This is a genomic window from Paenibacillus cymbidii (assembly GCF_004764705.1).
In the GTDB taxonomy this organism is placed as follows: domain Bacteria; phylum Bacillota; class Bacilli; order Paenibacillales; family NBRC-103111; genus Paenibacillus_AN; species Paenibacillus_AN cymbidii.
The window spans coordinates 116504-133080 of record NZ_SHLX01000013.1 but is presented as its reverse complement, the minus strand read 5'-3'; the positions used below and the strand labels follow the sequence as shown (position 1 = coordinate 133080).

Here is a 16577-nt window from a genome sequence, read left to right as displayed (position 1 = left end):
CCCTACAGTAAGATGTAAATAACAGGCCACCCAACATTTACGCCCGGCCGCGGCTTGTTTTTAAGACCGGCATTCGTTGCAGCAAAAGGGGCGATCGCAAGAGATGAGCAGCAGACCGACGATAGCAAGTGTCCGGACCGGGCTCGCGATCGCGCTTCTGGCGATCGCCCTGGCCGCTTGCGACTACGCTTCCACCCCGCAACAGCCAAGCGGCGGCGACAGGCTCGCCAACCTGAACGAAACCGGGTTCCCCATTGTCGAAGAGCCGATCCGCCTGACCTTCTTCTCCCACAAGTCGAATTCGAATACCGGCAATTGGAACGACACGCTGATCTGGCGGGAATACGCCAGAATGACGAATATGACGATCGATTTTCAACTGACGAATGTCGACGTGCTGCCCGAGAAACGCAACCTTGTCTTCGCCAGCGGCGAATTGCCGGACGCGTTCCACACCGCGGTGCTGCCGACCAGCGATCTGGTGACGTACGGCAGCCAGGGCGTGCTGATCCGGCTGAACGAGCTGATCGACAAGTACGCGCCCAATCTCAAGGCTTACATGAACCGCTACCCGGAAATCCGCAAAGGCATGACGATGCCCGACGGCAACATCTACGCGTTCCCGAGCTTGATCGACCCGGGCTTCACGTCGGCGATCATCGGCTCGCAGCTCTGGATCAACGAACCGTTCCTGAAGGCGCTCGGCATGAGCGAGCCGCAGACGACGGAGGAGCTGTACCGGTATTTCCAGGCGGTGAAGACGAAGGACCCGAACGGCAACGGGCTGGCCGACGAAATTCCGCTGGCGCTGTACGACATGTCCTGGCTGATCGATCAGCTGAAAGGCGCATGGGGGCTGGGCAACCGCGGCAACAACCATCCGAAGGTCGACGTCGACCCGGCCGGCGGCAAGCTGCGCTACATCCCGGCCGATCCGAAATACAAGGAAGTGCTGCAATACCTCAATCGCTTCTATGCCGAAGGCTTCTTCTACAAGGACGTGTTTACGATCAAACCGGCGGAAGTGAACGCCAAGTTCCCGGACGGGCTGTTCGGCGGCACGCTCGGCGTCAATCCGAACGTTTCGCTGCAGGGCGTGTCCGGCTACATCGGCGTCGGCGCGCTGGCGGGACCGGGAGGCGAGCGGCTGTTTTCGCGGGCGAAGTCGCCGATGCCGCTGGTCGGCGGCATGGCGATCACGCGCAAAAACCCGTACCCCGAAGCGACCGTGCGTTGGGCCGATTATTTCTACGGGGACGAAGGCATCAAGCTGTTCCTGCTCGGCGTCAAGGACAAGAGCTATACGGAAAAGAACGGGAAGCCGGAGTGGATCGACGAAATCCGCACCGACCCGGGCGCCATCGGCAAATACGTCACGTGGGCGGGCGGCTGGTACCCGTCGGTGCTGAAGCAGCAATATTTTCTCGGGCACGAGTCCAGTCCGGAAAATGTGCGCGTCTCCGAGCGGATCAAGCCGTATTTTCCGCAGGAGCTGTGGCCGCCGTTCAGCTTCACGAAGGAAGAGGTTGGCGAATATGCGGAGCTCGAGACGGATTTGAACGCCTACGTCAGCGAAATGGCGATGAAATTCATTACCGGCAGCGTGCCGTTTCTGAAATGGGACGAGTATGTAGCGACGTTGAAAAGGATGGGCATGAACCGGTACCTGGAGCTGTACGACGCCGCCTACCGGCGCTACAAAACGAATTGACCGCGAGCCGGGCGGGCGCATCGGCGCAGCGCAGCCGGCGAAACGGCTTTATTTTTTCCAATCCGAAGCTTTACTTTATGGAATGACGAAACGGCGTTTCCGGTTTATAACGGGAGCAAGGGCCGCGCCAACTTGAATGACCGGGAGCCATGCGCATGAAAATGAAACCGCTGTCTTTCGGCAAGCCCGCCTTTCCGCTTCGCTCCGTGCCGAAAGCGAATTTGCGCGCCAAGCTGGTGCTGCTGTACATGCTGACGATTGTGCTGCCGCTGGCCGTGATCGGGTATATCGGCATTTCGGTCTACGGCGGCAAGGTGATCGAGCAGACGTCGAGCATCACGCGGGAAAATACGCTGCAGACGGCCCGCAACCTGCAGGCGCTGCTGGCGCAATACGTCGACATCGTCAACCGGTTCAGCTACGACCAGCAGTTGAACGACTATTTGACCCCCTCGCGGGTGTACAAGACCGATCTGGAGAGCATTGACGCGTACGAGCTGTATTTGCGGCCGGCCACGTTCTACGACTACAACTACAAGGAACCGGACGCGCAGTTGAAAATCTTTTTTCACAACGAAACGCTGCTGCAGGACGGCATCATCTTCGTCCGCGCCGACTTCGAGGCGCAAAATTTGCCCGAATACCGGGCGGCCCGCGCCGCGGAAGGCCGGCTCGTCTGGGGCACGTCCCGCGGCCGCATCTATGTCGCCCGGGCGATGTACGCCACGCAGGGCCAGCTGTCCGCCGTCGTGTCGCTGCAGATTCCGGAGAGCCGGCTGTTCGCGCTGCTCGCCGAAAGCGAAAAAAGCGGCAAAACCGAGCTGATCGCCGACAGCCGGGGCACCGTCATTACGTCCAGCGACCGCGAGCTGGTCGGCAGCTCGCTGCTGGGCGAAGCCTATTTCCGCCCGCAGGCGGCGGCGTCCGATACGTTCGATTTTGTCGATGCGGTGTCCGGCCGCACGTTCAAGGTGATCGAAACGAGCCTCGGCGACGGGCAGCAGTTTCTCGACTGGCGGCTGCTGACGCTGGTGCCGCTCGATCGCATCATGGACGAGGAGCAGCGGATCCGCCGGCTGTTCCTGCTGGCGATGGCCGGCGCGGTTGCGGCGTCGTGCGTCGTGTTCCTGTTCGTGCTCGGTCGGATTACGGCGCGAATCAAGCAACTCGTGCGCAAGATGCAGACGGTGAAAAACGGCAAGCTGTCGGTCATGCCGAACACCGGCGCCTCCGACGAAATCGGCGCGCTCGCCCGCAGCTTCAACGACATGATCGTCGACCTGCAGCGTTCGATTCACGACAATTACGTCGTTAATCTCGAGCTGAAGGACATTACGATCCGCAAGCAGGAAGCCGAGCTGTACGCGCTGCAGAACCAGATCAACCCGCATTTTCTGTTCAATACACTGGAGTCGATCCGCATGGGGCTGCACAACAAAGGCGACGCGGAGACGTCGGTCATCGTGCTGAAGCTGTCGAAGCTGTTCCGCAACACGCTGTATACGCAAGGGGAGTTCGTTGCGCTCGGCGAGGAACTGGCGATGATCGACCACTATTTGTCCATCCAGCGGTACCGGTTCGGCGATCGCATCCGCTACGAGCTGGAGCTGCCGGAGGAGCTGGCCGAAGCGCGCATCCCGAAGCTGACGATCCAGCCGCTCGTCGAAAACGCGATGAAGCACGGCATCGAAACGATCGCGGGGCCGGGGCGCATCGCCATCGTCGTTCGGGCGATCGGCGCCGATGCGATGACGATCGAAGTAAGCGACAATGGAGCGGGCATGTCTCCCGAACGGCTGGCCGAGCTGCAGCAGCAGCTGGCCGTCCGGGACATCCGAAAGTCCGGCAGCATCGGGCTGAAAAACGTGCAGGACCGGCTGCTGCTGCAATACGGGCCGCCTTACGGGCTGTCTCTTGCCAGCGGCGCGGTCGGCGTCCGCGTGACGATTACGATCCCGATCCGGTTCGCGGATGAGGGAAGAACGGGGGATGACGACCATGTTCAAAGCACTCATCGTGGACGATGAGCCGCACATTCGCAAAGGCCTCCGGACGATCATCGAATGGGAGCGCTACGGCTTCACCGTCGTCGGAGAAGCGGCCGACGGCGCCGACGCCCTGGACGCGGCGGGCGAGCGCAGGCCGGACCTTGTCATCACGGATGTCAGAATGCCGCGGATGAACGGCATCGAGCTGGCGCGCGAGCTGCGAGGGCGCTCGCCGGCGACGCAGGTGCTGATGCTGAGCGGCTACAACGAATTCGCTTACGCCAAGGAAGCGCTGCAGCACGGCGTGTCCGATTATTTGCTGAAGCCGGTCGATCCGGACGAGCTTGGCCGCTCGCTCGGGCGCGTGTACGACCGGCTGTGGGGCAGCCTGCAGCAGCAGATGAAGGAGAACGAGCAGGCCGGCAAGCTGCGCGACTTTTTCCTCGGCAAGTTGATGCGCGGGGAAATATACGGCGATCCGGTCGCCGCTGCCGGCCCTTACGGCGTGAACCTGCAGGCGGAGCGGTTCGCGGTTATGGTCGTGTCGATCGACCGCTACGGCGATTTTCTCCTCTCCCTTCCGGGAGAGGAGATCGGCTGGAAGCGGTATGCGATCGGCAACGTCATTGCGGAGCTGCTGCCGCCGGGCAGCTACTTGTTCGACCTGAGCGAGCAGCGGTTCGGCGTGCTGCTGACCGGTGCGGCGGAGCGGTTCGAGGAAGCCGGGAAGGCGGCGGCGGATGCGATCGCGCGGCAAATGCCGCGGTTCGTCAAGGAAGAAGTGACGGTCGGCCTCGGCGAAACCGTGCGGTCGCCGAATGCGATCCGACACGCGTGCCGGACGGCGTTGCAGGCGCTCGAATACAAGTTCCTCGTCGATACGGAGCGGGTGTTCGTGTATGCGCCGGAGGAGCAAAGCGCCGCGCGGCAGGACATCGCCTGGGACGACGCCGGCTTGCTGCTGGCGATCCGCGACGGGGAGGAGGAGCGGCTGCGCGCGGAAACGACGCGTCTGCTTGCGCCGCTCGAAGGCCGGTATATGTCGCGCGAGCTGCTGAAATATACGCTGATGTCCACGCTGCTGCGGCTGGCGAAGCTGACGGAGGAGTTTCACGGCGAATGGCAGTCGCTATACGCCGGGAAGTTCGGGGAGCTCGAGCGCATTCTCGAGCGCGGGGCGATGAAGCAGCTCGACGCTTTCCTGTACGGGCTGGCGCTGCCGCTTTGCCGGCACGTCGCGACGGTGCGCACTCGCGTCATGGACAGCCGCGTGCGCGACATCCTCGCTCACATTGAGCAGCACTACGCCAGCGAACTGAACCTGAAGGAGCTGTCGCGGCTGTTTTACATCAACCCGGTGTACCTCGGGCAGCTGTTCAAGAAGGAAACGGGTGAATATTTCAACGATTTCATCAATAAATTGCGGATCGAGCACGCTTGCCGGCTGCTGCTGGACACGAGCCTGGCCGCCGCGGAAATCGCCGAGAAGGTCGGGTACAAGTACGTCGACCACTTCTACCGGCAATTCAAAACGGCGCGCGGAATGAACCCCGGCGAATTCCGCCGCTCCCGTCCCGCCGTCGGTGCGAAAGACGCTTTAATTTAACCAATCGGTTCCTATACTTTATGGAGTGCCGCTGGCGCCTGCCGGTTCTATAATCGAGTCAGGAAGCGGCCCCGCTTGCGTTCGGAGGGCGAATCGGATGGCGGATTGGAGAACGTGCGCCCGGCGAATCCCGCCGGCGATCGCGCTGCTCGGGCTTGTTGCCGGCTGCTTCGGAGTTCACGAGGAAACGGAGGGAGATCGCGCGACCAAAGGCGCGGAAGCAACCGCGGCCGTGGAGGGCGGCTTCGCGCTGACCGTATTCGGAGCGGCGAACACCGCCGTGCTGCGGCAGGCTTTCCAGGACGACGAGGTCATGAAGGAGCTGCAGCGAAGGACGGGGGTCCGGCTCGATTTCAGCCCCGGGCTGAACGTCGCCGATCCGTCCGTGAAGCTGTCCGTCATGCTGGCGAACAAGGAGTTGCCGGACATCGTCATCTACAACGCCATGACCGACCGTTCGAAGGTGCTCGCCGCCAAGGTGGCGATGCCGCTGGATGAGCTCATCGACAAGTACGGCGCCGACATTCGGCGCAACGCCGCTTCGGCCATCAGCATCTCGAAGGCGAACAATTCCGACGACACGCACAGCTTGTACGTGCTGCCCGGCGGCGTGGGCGACGTCGAATTTTCGCCGCTGACGAACGATTACGCCTGGAACGTGCGCTGGGATTTGTACAAGGCGCTTGGTTATCCTCCGCTTGCGACGCTGGACGATCTGCTGACGGCGCTCGGGCGGATGCAGCAGCTGGAGCCGACGAATCGCGACCGGAAGCGGACGTACGGTTTGGGGCTCGGTTTGGCCGATGCGTCCGGGCATCTGATACTGGACCGGGCGATCGCCAACCTGCAGGGATACGTGCAAACGTCCTCCAACGACGCGTATCTCGACATGGGCACCGGCAAGCTCGTCCCGCGCGTATCCGATCCGGGCAGCATGTTCTGGAAGGCGATGGCGTTCTACAATCGCGCGTATCGCCAAGGCTTGCTCGATCCGGAATCGGCGACGATGAAGGCGGTCACGCTGAGCGAAAAGTACAAGACAGGCCGCTATTTGGCCGCGCCGTCCTATACGCTTCTCGGCGGCGCGGATTCGGTGTTCCAGTCCAACGGCGATACGGAAAAAGGGTTCGTGCCGCTCCTTGTCGACGCGAATCCGGAACGCATTTTTGCCGGCCAGTCGACCTACAACGGGAATACGTACGAGCTGTTCATTCCGAAGACGAGCAAACATGCGGAAGCGGCGATGAAGGTCGTCAATTATTTGTACTCCTACGAAGGCGCCGAGCTGCTCTTGAACGGCGTGGAGGGCAAACATTACGACATGGTCGGCGGCGTTCCTGTCGTCCGCGCGTCCGAGCTGGAGGGACGGCGGAACGACCCGAATTACATGCTGCGGACGGGAATCGGCAAATATGCCGGTCTGATCCGGTTCAGCCCGCTCAACGACCCGCACGGGTATCCGGCCAAGTTCGACAACGTGCCGGAGACGCTGCAGCGGATTTTGACTCCGGCGCAGCGGGATTTTAAGGCGCATTACGGCTACAAGACGGTGACCGAGCCGTTCACCCGGGTGCCGACCTACGTGTTCGATACGTCGGTGATCGCCAATTTGTCCGCGAAGCCGGGAAGCGACGTGCAGGCGCAGGAGCAGCAGCTCAACGCCTATTTGATCGCGAACGTGGCCCGGGTTATTTTCCAGCGGTCGGATGCGGAATTTGCGGCGGCGAAAGCGAAGTTTCTCGAGGAATACAAGGCCAAGGGAGCGGCGGCCGTATTCGCGTATTACGAAACGAAATACAAGGAAGCGTTGGCGGCTATCGGCCCTTAGCGGGCGGTAGGCGCATGCGATTTGTGAAAGCGGTTTCAATTTGTGGAGGCACAGGAACACCAAACGTTGGAAAAAGGAGCGATTCTTCATGTCGAAACGACTTGCGCGATTCGCCAGACAAGCGTTCACCCTGCTGGCGGCCGCCGTGCTGCTGCTGTCCGGTTTCGGTTTTCCCGGCGCAGCGGGGCCGGGCCGCGCTTATGCCAGCTCGACCGTGCCCGCGCTGACGGTAACGGAAATACTCGCCAACTCGAACGGCGATTCCGGCTCGATCACGGATTCCTACGAATACGTCGAGCTGCGCAACAATACGGGCGGCAGCATCGATCTTGCCGGCTACAAGTTTATTTTCTGGTACACGCCGACGGCGTCCGTGACCTGGGATTTGACGACGAGCCAGACGCTAGCTGCCGGCGCGGTGCGGGTCGTCTGGATCAAGAACACGTACGCCCAAGGCAAAACGCTGGCCAATTTCAACAGCCATTACGGCACGAGCTTCACCTCCTCGACCTTGTACACACTCGATCTCGGCGCGAACGGCGGGCTCGGCAACACCGGGTTCAAGAAGCTGATCGTGGCGACGGACGCCGGGACCGAAGTCAGCATCGCCAAATACAACGATCGCATCGCGACCAGCACCACGCTTGACGAAGATGCACTCGTGGAAAACAGCTCCGTCGTATACGAGTTTCCCGACTACCTCGTCGACGGCAACATCACGATGCGCAAAGTCGCCGTCAACCAGAAGCCGACGCCGGGCACGGTGCCGACGCCGCCGAACCTGTGGATCACCGAGTTGATGGTCAACTCGTCAAGTCCGGTCGACGACCTGGAGGCGTTCGAGTTCATCGAGCTGTACAACAATACCGACGCGGCGATCGATTTGTCGGCCTATACGATCCGGTATTATTGGGACTACGCCAATTTGGCCAATTACTACGACTACAACCTGACCGCCAGCAAAAGCATTCCCGCCCGCGGCTACATGGTCGTCTGGACGCGGGGCACGCAAAGCACCGGTCCGGCGTACACGCTGGCGCAGTTCGCCGACCATTTTGACCTCGCCAGCACGTATCTGACTTCGTCCAAGGTTTACGAGCAGACCGTAACGCAGACGCAGGGCATGGGCAACGGCGGGCAGAAAAAAATCGAGCTGCGCACTGACGGGGGTACCGTTATCGTCGACGCGACGTACAACGACGGTACGGCGAGCCCGGGCAGCACGACGATCGATACGGCTTCGGACACCAGCGTCATGTACGGCTATCCGGTCGACGGCACGAAAAGCATGCGCAAACTGGCCAGCGGCCAATATCCGACGCCGGGCATCCCGTACGAATACTATAACGGCCAGCTGCACAACCACACGAAGCATTCGCACGAAGGTTCGACTGCGGCGACGAACACGCCGGCCAACGCTTACCTGGCGGCCAAGGCGCAGGACGGCGATTTTTACGGCTTGAGCGACCATTCGGAGCGGATGGACGGGGGCGACCCGAACGTCGCGAACGGCGAGTGGGCGGACAACAAATACCAGGCCGATTACGCGACGGTGCCGTACCAGTTTTCCGCCTTCGCCGGCTTCGAGATGACGTACAATACGGAGTCCGGCATTTGGGGCCACGCCAACGTGTTCAACGTGCCGTGGATCGTCGACCGGTACGACACGATCGGCGGCGAGCAGTACAACATGCACGACCTGTGGGACGACATGGCGGAATACCCGGAAGCGGTTATGCAGATGAACCATCCGAGCGGGTATTGGGGCGACTTTGAGGACTTCGATTATTATAACCAGGCGGCGGACGATCAGGTTGCGCTTTACGAGCTGCAGGCCGGCTCGCTGATGCTGGAGCATTTCGACAAGTATTTCCGCGCGCTGGATAAAGGCTGGCATGTATCGCCGACGCTGAACAGCGACATTCACAACGAAACGTGGATGCAGAACAACGACCGCACGATCGTGCTGGCGAAGGAGAACACGCGCGAGGGAATCATGGACGCCATTCGCGAGCGGCGCACGTACGCCACGTTCGGCGACCGCGACTTCAAGCTGAATTTCGAAATCAACGGCAAACCGATGGGCTCGCGGCTGAGCAATCCCGGGTCGACGCTTAACGTATCGGTGATGGCTTCCAACCCGACCAACGATACGATTTCGAAAATTACGCTTTACGGCCCGGGCGGTCAGGTGATCGGTTCCCAGACTTACAGCTCGCGCATCGCTCACTATACGACTTCGATTGCGCCTACGTACAAGTATTATTTTGCCAAGGTGGAGCAAACGGACGGCGATTGGGCGGTATCCGCGCCGATCTGGATCGAAGATTCGTCGGGGCTGGAACTGACGATGAGCACGCAGTCGACGGCGACCGCGGGCGTGCCGGTGCAAATCAACGCAGGCGTGAAGAACACGACCGGCAGCACACTGTCGAACGTGAAGGTGGAGTTTTACAAGGATGATTTTACGACGTCTACCGACAACTACGCGGCGGCGAACAAGCTGGGCGAAGTGACGCTTTCTTCGATCGGGGCCGGGGCGACGCAGACCGCGTCTTCGACCTGGGCGCCGACCGGCGGCGCGGGCACGTATACGATTCTCGTCCGCGTGACGGCAACGGTCGGCGGGGTCGTAAAGGGAGTTACCGGCGGCATCCACCTGCCGGAAATATACATCACCGAAATCGTCGCCAACTCGCCAGGCAACACCGGCGTCGACGACGGCTCCGGCCATGGCGATTATATTGACGAGGATTACGATTTCGTCGAGGTGTACAACAACTCCAAGAACACCGTCAATTTGAAGGATTACAAGCTGAAGGATACGTATGAAACGCCGGTCGACATTACGACGAACTTCTACATTCCGGCCAAGAGCGCCAAGGTAATCTGGTTCAAAAAGACGGGCAGCACGAAGACGTTGGCCCAATTCAACACCGCCTATGGCACGAGCCTGACGTCGAGCGACGTGCTCGAGCTGTACCAGACGAGCGTGGCGCGGGCAGACAATCCGCTGCGATTCAACGGCATGGCGCGCATCGAGCTGGTGCGCGACTCGGATGGCGTCAGCATCCTGCAGGCGCGGTACAACAACGGAACGGATACGCGCGAAGTGAACGGGCCGGTCGGCACGCACGGCGCCGATCCTTCCGTCGACGGCAAGGCGCTGAAGTTCAAATATCCGGTGAACGGGTCGTATTATTTGCAGGAGATGAGCAAAGGGAATACCCCGACGCCGGGCACGGTGACGAGCGATCAGATCGCGCCGTAAGGCAGGTTGGCAAAAGCGCAGCTCCGCCGGATTCGGCGGGGCTGCAGGCGGGTGGATGAGCGGGCGGATGGAGCGAGAAGGGCGGCCAATGTCGTCAGGTTAACGCGGAACAGGTGGCTGGTGGCGGAATAGGCCACCTTTTATGGCCTATTTCGCCAGAAATTGGCCTTGACTCCGAAATAGCCAGTGATTTCACTGGCTATTCGTGTCAATCTGCCCGGATTGGCGCTACTTGGCCCAAATAGCCAGTGTTTTCACTGGCTATTTTCGATGAGATCGCCGAAAAGAAGCAAATAAGCCACTTTTCATGGCCTATTTTTCCTTTTGTCAAACGGATCGGGGGCGGCCTGCATATCGCCGACGCTCATTTTCTGAGCGATGTGCCTATATGCACGTCGCTCAGAAGGAGCTCTCGCCCGACCGCTGACCGCCGTCCTCGCCATTCGCGCCTCTGCCCCATCGCCCCATTGCGCCGCTCCCCAAACTCGCTATATATCGCAGGTGCCCATTTTCTGAACGATGTGCATATATGCACATCGCTCAGAAGCTTGCTACCTTCCGACTGTCGTCCGCCGCCCTCACCGTTCTTGCATCTGCCCCATTGCGCCGCTCTCCATGCTCACTATATATCGCCGGCACCCGTTTTCTGATCGATGTGCCTATATGCAGCACCTTACTCCAGACATAAAGCTCCCTCACGGGCGTTCTCTACACGATGGTCAGTTAGGGTTTACGATTAACGGGAAAACCTCCTGTTATTTCTAGAAAAAAACGTCATTTTACCAAAATAACAGGAAAACCTCACGTTAATTTTCGCCATTTACCCGAAAATCGGGATTTGGCAAGAAATTAGCAGGAGGTTTTCCCGCTATTTCTCATTTTTCCGTAAAAAACGAAAAAATAACAGGAGGTTTTCCCGCTAAGACTGCTGGGCTGTCGGGATAACCGGGGCTGGCTGCGGATGGTCGGAGCAAGAGCGGTTATTTTGAACATTGACATTGTGAAATCATGCACGAGTGTGCTGCTGCCGATACTTCGTCGCATTTTTGGATTGTCTCCCGCCATACGATATATGCACAAGGCTCAGAAACCGGGTTCTCGCGAAATATCGCCCTCATCGCACGTTCAAGATCAGAAGCGCCGGAGTAGCGGAAGGGGAGTGATCGGAGCAAGTGTGGCAGAGTAGCGGGAGGGGATGCGGAGCAGGTGCAGCAAAGTAGCGGAAGGGGAGGGATACGGAGCAAGTGTAGCAGAGTAGCGGAAGGGGAGAGATATGGAGCAGGTGCAGCAAAGTAGCGGAGGGGGAGGGATACGGAGCAAGTGTAGCAGAGTAGCGGAAGCGAGGGATGCGGAGCAGAAGCGCCGGAGTAGCGGAAGGGGAGTGGTGGTGCTCAGGCGGCTGCAGCAAAGCAGCACAACAAAACTACTAAAATTATTCCATGCCGGTGCTTTAATTTGTGGAATGTGCCGGATCCGCCCGCTTCGTATACTGGACCTATCCACTACGAAAGGGTCGATCGCATTCATGGAGCATTCCGTCCGTCACTCGGGAACCGGCCCCGCCTCGTCCGACCAGCACGCCCGGCACCAGCGCCAGCGCCAGCATCAGCGGCGTTCCTCCCGGGCAAGCAAACGAATCCGCAAATACTGGCAGCTGTACCTGCTGCTGGCGCCGGTGATCGCCTACTACGTGATTTTTCACTATATCCCGATGTACGGCGTGCAAATCGCATTCAAAAATTTCCTCGCCGTCAAAGGCATCGCCGGCAGCGATTGGATCGGCTTCGCCCATTTCGAACGCTTCTTCAACAGCTACTACTTGTGGCGGCTGCTGCGCAATACGATCGGCATCAGCCTGTACGAGCTGGCCGTGTCGTTTCCGATCCCGATCGTGCTCGCCCTGTTCCTCAACGAAGTGCGCCACCAAGGGTTCAAACGGTTCGTGCAAACGGTCACGTACGCGCCGCATTTCCTGTCCACGGTTGTGCTGGTCGGGATTTTGTTCCTGTTCCTTTCGCCGTACGGAGGAATGGTCAATCAGGTGCTCGGCCTGTTCGGCGCGAAGCCCGTCTCCTTCATGACTGATCCTTCCTGGTTCAAAACGGTGTATGTGTTTTCCGGCGTCTGGCAGCAAATGGGCTGGAGCTCGATCATTTATTTGGCCGCCTTGTCCTCGGTCGACCCCCAGCTGCACGAGGCCGCCCGGGTGGACGGCGCCAGCCGCCTGCAGCGTATTGTGCACATCAATCTGCCCTGCATCATGCCGACGATTGTCGTGCTGCTGATCTTGAACACGGGGACGATCATGGGCGTCGGCTTCGAGAAGGTGTTCCTGATGCAGAACACGGTCAATATCGAGGCGTCGGAAGTCATTTCGACCTACGTGTACAAAACCGGCATCATCGGCTCGCAATTCAGTTATTCCGCCGCGATCGGGCTGTTCAACGCCGTCGCCAATTTCATTCTGCTCATCATCGTCAATCAGCTGGCCAAGCGGATGAACGAAACGAGCCTGTGGTAGGAGGAATCCCGCATGTCAACGTCTTCCGGCGATCGCCTGTTCGGCCTGTTCGTCTACGCCGTCCTGGCGCTGATCGTTCTGCTGGTGCTGTATCCGCTTGTGTTTATCGTCGCCGCTTCGGTCAGCGATGCCAACGCCATTTTGCGGGGGGAGGTATGGCTGTGGCCTCGCGGCTTTCACTGGGGCGGCTACACGAAGGTGCTGACGAACAACGAGGTGCTGGTCGGCTACGGCAATACGCTGCTGTACACCGCGCTCGGCACGGCGCTGAATGTCGCCATGACGGTTTGCGCCGCCTATCCGCTGTCCCGCAAGCAGCTGTGGGGTCGCAATATGGTGACGGTGTTTCTGGTGTTTACGATGTTTTTCAGCGGGGGGCTCATCCCGACTTACCTGTTGATCAAAAGCCTCGGCATGCTCAACACGATGTGGGCGATGATCGTGCCGGGCGCGGTGTCGATGTGGAACATCATTATTATGCGCACGTTCTTCCAGGCAAGCATCCCGGGGGAAATTCTCGAGTCGGCCGAAATCGACGGCTGCTCGGAGCTGCGCATGCTGATGCGGATTGTTCTGCCGCTGTCGATGCCGATTATTGCGGTGATGATTCTTTTCTACAGTGTGGGGCATTGGAATTCCTACTTCAGCGCGCTGATTTATTTGAACGACCGGCACAAATTCCCGCTGCAGCTGTTTCTGCGCGAGATGCTCGTCCAGGATACGATGACCGACTCGATCTCTTATTTGAACAAGGATCTGGTCGCCCAGATGATGAAAGCGGAAACGGCCAAATACGCCGCCGTCATCATCGCCAATCTGCCGATTCTGATGCTGTACCCGTTCCTGCAGAAGTATTTCACCAAAGGCATGCTGGTCGGCGCGATCAAAGGCTGACCCCGGCTTGACGGCTTGGCTTGCTTGCACTTGCATCCGGCGTTAAAACCTTCCTGCAGAGCAGCCCGCCTGTCCGCGGGGCGGCAGCGCAGGAGGTTTTCAATAGCGATATAAACAGGAGGTCCGAATCAGAATGAACAAGAGGAAAGTGGTTTACGGCGGTCTGGCGACCGCAGTGGCAATGTCGTTGCTCGTTGCGTGCAGCGGCAACAAGGAAAGCGGCGGCGCGTCCCCGGCGTCTTCGTCCTCGCCCGCATCCGCATCCGCGTCGCCGACGGCGGGCAAAAAGGACGAGCCGGCAACCAACCTGAACGCGACCGGCTTCCCGATTGTGAAGGAGCCGATCAAGCTCACTTTTTTTGGCAGCAAGTCGAATTCGAACCTGGGCAACTGGAACGACACGACCGTCTGGAAAGAGTACAAAAAAATGACGAACGTCGACGTCGACTTCCAGCTCGTCCCGGTCGACGCGCTCGTCGAGAAGCGCAATCTGGCGCTGGCCGGCGGCAGTTTGCCGGATGCGTTCCACACCGCCCGGCTGTCGTCTGTCGACGTGGCGAATTACGGCGGGCAGGGCATTTTCATCAAGCTGAACGACTTGATCGACAAGTACGCCCCGAACCTGAAAAAAATTCTCGACAAGTACCCCGAGGTGAAAAAAGGGCTGACGATGCCCGACGGCAACATCTATTCGTTCCCGACGCTGCTTGATCCGGAGCATACGTCGAGCATCATCGGCTCGCAGCTGTGGGTCAACCAAAGCTTCCTCGACGCGCTTGGCATGAAGATGCCGACGACGACCGAAGAGTATTACAACTACTTGAAGGCGGTCAAAACGCAGGACCCGAACAAAAACGGCAAAGCCGACGAAATCCCGTTCCTTGCCAGCGGCATTACGATGCTGTACGACCATCTGAAAGGCGCCTGGGGACTCGGCACGCGCGGCAACACGCACCCGCGGGTGGACGTCGACCCGGCAACGAACAAGCTGCGGTATATTCCGGCCGATCCGAAATACAAGGAAGTGCTGCAATATTTGAACAAGCTGTATACGGAAGGACTGTTCTACAAGGACATCTTCACCGTAACGCTTAACGATGTAACGGCCGCGTACGTGCCCGGCGCCGTCGGCAGCTCGTTGTACACGAACCCGAACATGACGTACCCGAACATTACCGGGATGAAAGGCGTGGCGACGCTGGCCGGACCGCACGGCGACAAGCTGTTCTCGCGCGCCCGCTCGTTTATGGTGCTGACCGGCGGCATGGCGATTACGAAAGCGAACAAGTACCCGGCGGAAACGGTGCGTTGGGTCGACTACTTCTACAGCGACGAAGGCAGCAAGCTGTTCCGCCTCGGCGTCAAGGACGTCAGCTACACGGAAAAAGACGGCAAGTTCGACTACGTCGACGCGCTCAAGAAGGACTCGAGCCAGCTCGGCAAACACGTCACCTGGGCCGGCGGCTGGTACCCGGGCATGGACAATCCGAAATACATCATCAGTTCCGAAAGCGATCCGGAAAACATGCGCGTGTCCGAGCTGATCAAGCCGACTTTCCCGAAAGAGCTGTGGCCCGAGTTCACGTACTCGACGACGGAAATGACGGAGTTCAAGGCGCTGGAAACGGATCTCGGCACTTATGTCGATGAAATGATGGCGAAGTTCGTCAAAGGCACGGCGCCGTTCAGCGAATTCGACAACTATGTGGCGACGCTGAAGAAGATGGGGCTGGACCGTTATATGAAAATTTACGAAGCCGCCTACGAGCGGTACAAAAAATGACGCGCCCGTTCCCCAAGCTGTTCGTCACCGATCTGGACGGCACGGCGCTCGGCGGCGGCTATCGGCCCTATGCGCGGTTCCCCGACCGCTTCGCGGCTTTCCTCGACCAGCTGGCCGGGCGGGGATGCGGCTGGGCGACCTGCACGACGTGGGAGCTGCCGCCGCAGCTGAACTTGCTGCACGCCAGCACGGTGCAAACGCCGCCGACCTATGTGGTCGGCGGTTCCGGCCTGTACCTGACCCGGCCGCTTGACGGGACGCTGGTCAAGGTGCAGCCGTACACGGGCGAAATGGAGCGGCGGCTGGCCGTAGCGGTGCAAGCCGAGCTGTATCCGCTAATGCGCGAAACGGCAAGCCGGTTCGACCCGGCGGCGATGAGCTTCAACGGCTACTGGTACGCGATGACCGCCTTGGATCGGGATGCGGAGCGGCTGCTTGCGTTTATGGAGGAGCAGGCGCTGCGCCGCCCGGAGCTGCGGATCGAAACGATCGCGGAGGAGCGTCGGTTTTATGCCCATCCGGCGTTTCTGCGCAAAGGCACGGCGGTGCGCGAGATGGCGCGGCTGCTCGGCTTGGCGCCGGACGAGATCGTCGTCGCGGGCGACGAACGAATGGATTTGAGCATGATGGCGGCGGATGTGGCGACGCACGCGATTGGTCCGGCCAACGCCCACGAAGAGGTAAAAGAGCGCGTTCGCGCGACTGGCGGCTTCGTCGGCGAAGCGGCCTGCTCGGACGGCGTCATCGACGCGTTCCGGCAGCTGGCGGAGGCGAACGGCTGGGACCGTTTGCCGGCGCACGACCCGACGACCGGAGCCGGGGCCGGGTCGCGATAGCGCGTATGAAGCTCGTAATGATATCGGCAGCGGGGGCGGAATGTCCCGGGCTGCCGATTTTTTGTCTCCACTAAATAATGTACAACATTAAATATATATTATATACTATTTAAGGCTATTCACCTTGAATAGGAGTGAA

The 16577-nt window shown here is 59.8% G+C and carries 9 protein-coding genes; all 9 read left to right on the top strand.

Annotated elements, in window-relative coordinates:
- Positions 1 to 103 precede the first annotated feature (103 nt).
- The 9 genes from EXY20_RS18870 to EXY20_RS18830 all read left to right on the top strand — a co-directional run bounded on the left by EXY20_RS18870 (position 104) and on the right by EXY20_RS18830 (position 16438).
- Positions 104 to 1711: a type 2 periplasmic-binding domain-containing protein gene (locus EXY20_RS18870; protein ID WP_135553655.1), complete on the top strand. Its 1608-nt coding sequence runs from the start codon at positions 104 to 106 to the stop codon at positions 1709 to 1711.
- A gap of 155 nt (positions 1712 to 1866) precedes the next feature.
- Entirely contained in the window at positions 1867 to 3738 is a 1872-nt protein-coding gene (locus EXY20_RS18865) for a cache domain-containing sensor histidine kinase (RefSeq protein WP_167859361.1), read from the top strand.
- On the top strand, positions 3701 to 5305 hold the full coding sequence (locus EXY20_RS18860; RefSeq protein ID WP_167859360.1) for a response regulator transcription factor: 1605 nt from the start codon (positions 3701 to 3703) through the stop codon (positions 5303 to 5305). Before EXY20_RS18865 ends, EXY20_RS18860 begins: the two co-directional genes overlap by 38 nt.
- Before the next feature lie 97 nt (positions 5306 to 5402).
- Complete coding sequence (locus EXY20_RS18855) at positions 5403 to 7133, top strand: type 2 periplasmic-binding domain-containing protein (RefSeq protein WP_135553652.1); 1731 nt, start codon at positions 5403 to 5405, stop codon at positions 7131 to 7133.
- 88 nt (positions 7134 to 7221) lie between these two features.
- A complete protein-coding gene (locus EXY20_RS18850) occupies positions 7222 to 10404 on the top strand; it encodes a lamin tail domain-containing protein (RefSeq protein WP_135553651.1) in 3183 nt (1060 codons plus the stop codon).
- Positions 10405 to 11929: 1525 nt separating this feature from the next.
- On the top strand, positions 11930 to 12925 hold the full coding sequence (locus EXY20_RS18845; protein ID WP_135553650.1) for an ABC transporter permease: 996 nt from the start codon (positions 11930 to 11932) through the stop codon (positions 12923 to 12925).
- A 12-nt stretch (positions 12926 to 12937) separates the two neighbouring features.
- Complete coding sequence (locus EXY20_RS18840; protein ID WP_135553649.1) at positions 12938 to 13819, top strand: carbohydrate ABC transporter permease; 882 nt, start codon at positions 12938 to 12940, stop codon at positions 13817 to 13819.
- Between the two features lie 133 nt (positions 13820 to 13952).
- Positions 13953 to 15602, top strand: coding sequence for an extracellular solute-binding protein (locus EXY20_RS18835; RefSeq protein ID WP_135553648.1), 1650 nt, complete (start codon positions 13953 to 13955; stop codon positions 15600 to 15602).
- Positions 15599 to 16438, top strand: a complete 840-nt coding sequence (locus tag EXY20_RS18830; RefSeq protein ID WP_135553647.1) for an HAD family hydrolase — start codon at positions 15599 to 15601, stop codon at positions 16436 to 16438. The genes EXY20_RS18835 and EXY20_RS18830 overlap by 4 nt, the downstream gene beginning before the upstream one ends.
- Positions 16439 to 16577: the final 139 nt, after the last annotated feature.

Bases quoted from the DNA above. Each gene is read 5' to 3' on its own strand.
- EXY20_RS18850 (WP_135553651.1), top strand. From the start codon at position 7,222: ATGTCGAAACGACTTGCGCGATTCGCCAGACAAGCGTTCACCCTGCTG.
- EXY20_RS18830 (WP_135553647.1), top strand. From the start codon at position 15,599: ATGACGCGCCCGTTCCCCAAGCTGTTCGTCACCGATCTGGACGGCACG.
- EXY20_RS18860 (WP_167859360.1), top strand. From the start codon at position 3,701: ATGACGACCATGTTCAAAGCACTCATCGTGGACGATGAGCCGCACATT.
- EXY20_RS18855 (WP_135553652.1), top strand. From the start codon at position 5,403: ATGGCGGATTGGAGAACGTGCGCCCGGCGAATCCCGCCGGCGATCGCG.
- EXY20_RS18845 (WP_135553650.1), top strand. From the start codon at position 11,930: ATGGAGCATTCCGTCCGTCACTCGGGAACCGGCCCCGCCTCGTCCGAC.
- EXY20_RS18835 (WP_135553648.1), top strand. From the start codon at position 13,953: ATGAACAAGAGGAAAGTGGTTTACGGCGGTCTGGCGACCGCAGTGGCA.
- EXY20_RS18865 (WP_167859361.1), top strand. From the start codon at position 1,867: ATGAAAATGAAACCGCTGTCTTTCGGCAAGCCCGCCTTTCCGCTTCGC.
- EXY20_RS18840 (WP_135553649.1), top strand. From the start codon at position 12,938: ATGTCAACGTCTTCCGGCGATCGCCTGTTCGGCCTGTTCGTCTACGCC.
- EXY20_RS18870 (WP_135553655.1), top strand. From the start codon at position 104: ATGAGCAGCAGACCGACGATAGCAAGTGTCCGGACCGGGCTCGCGATC.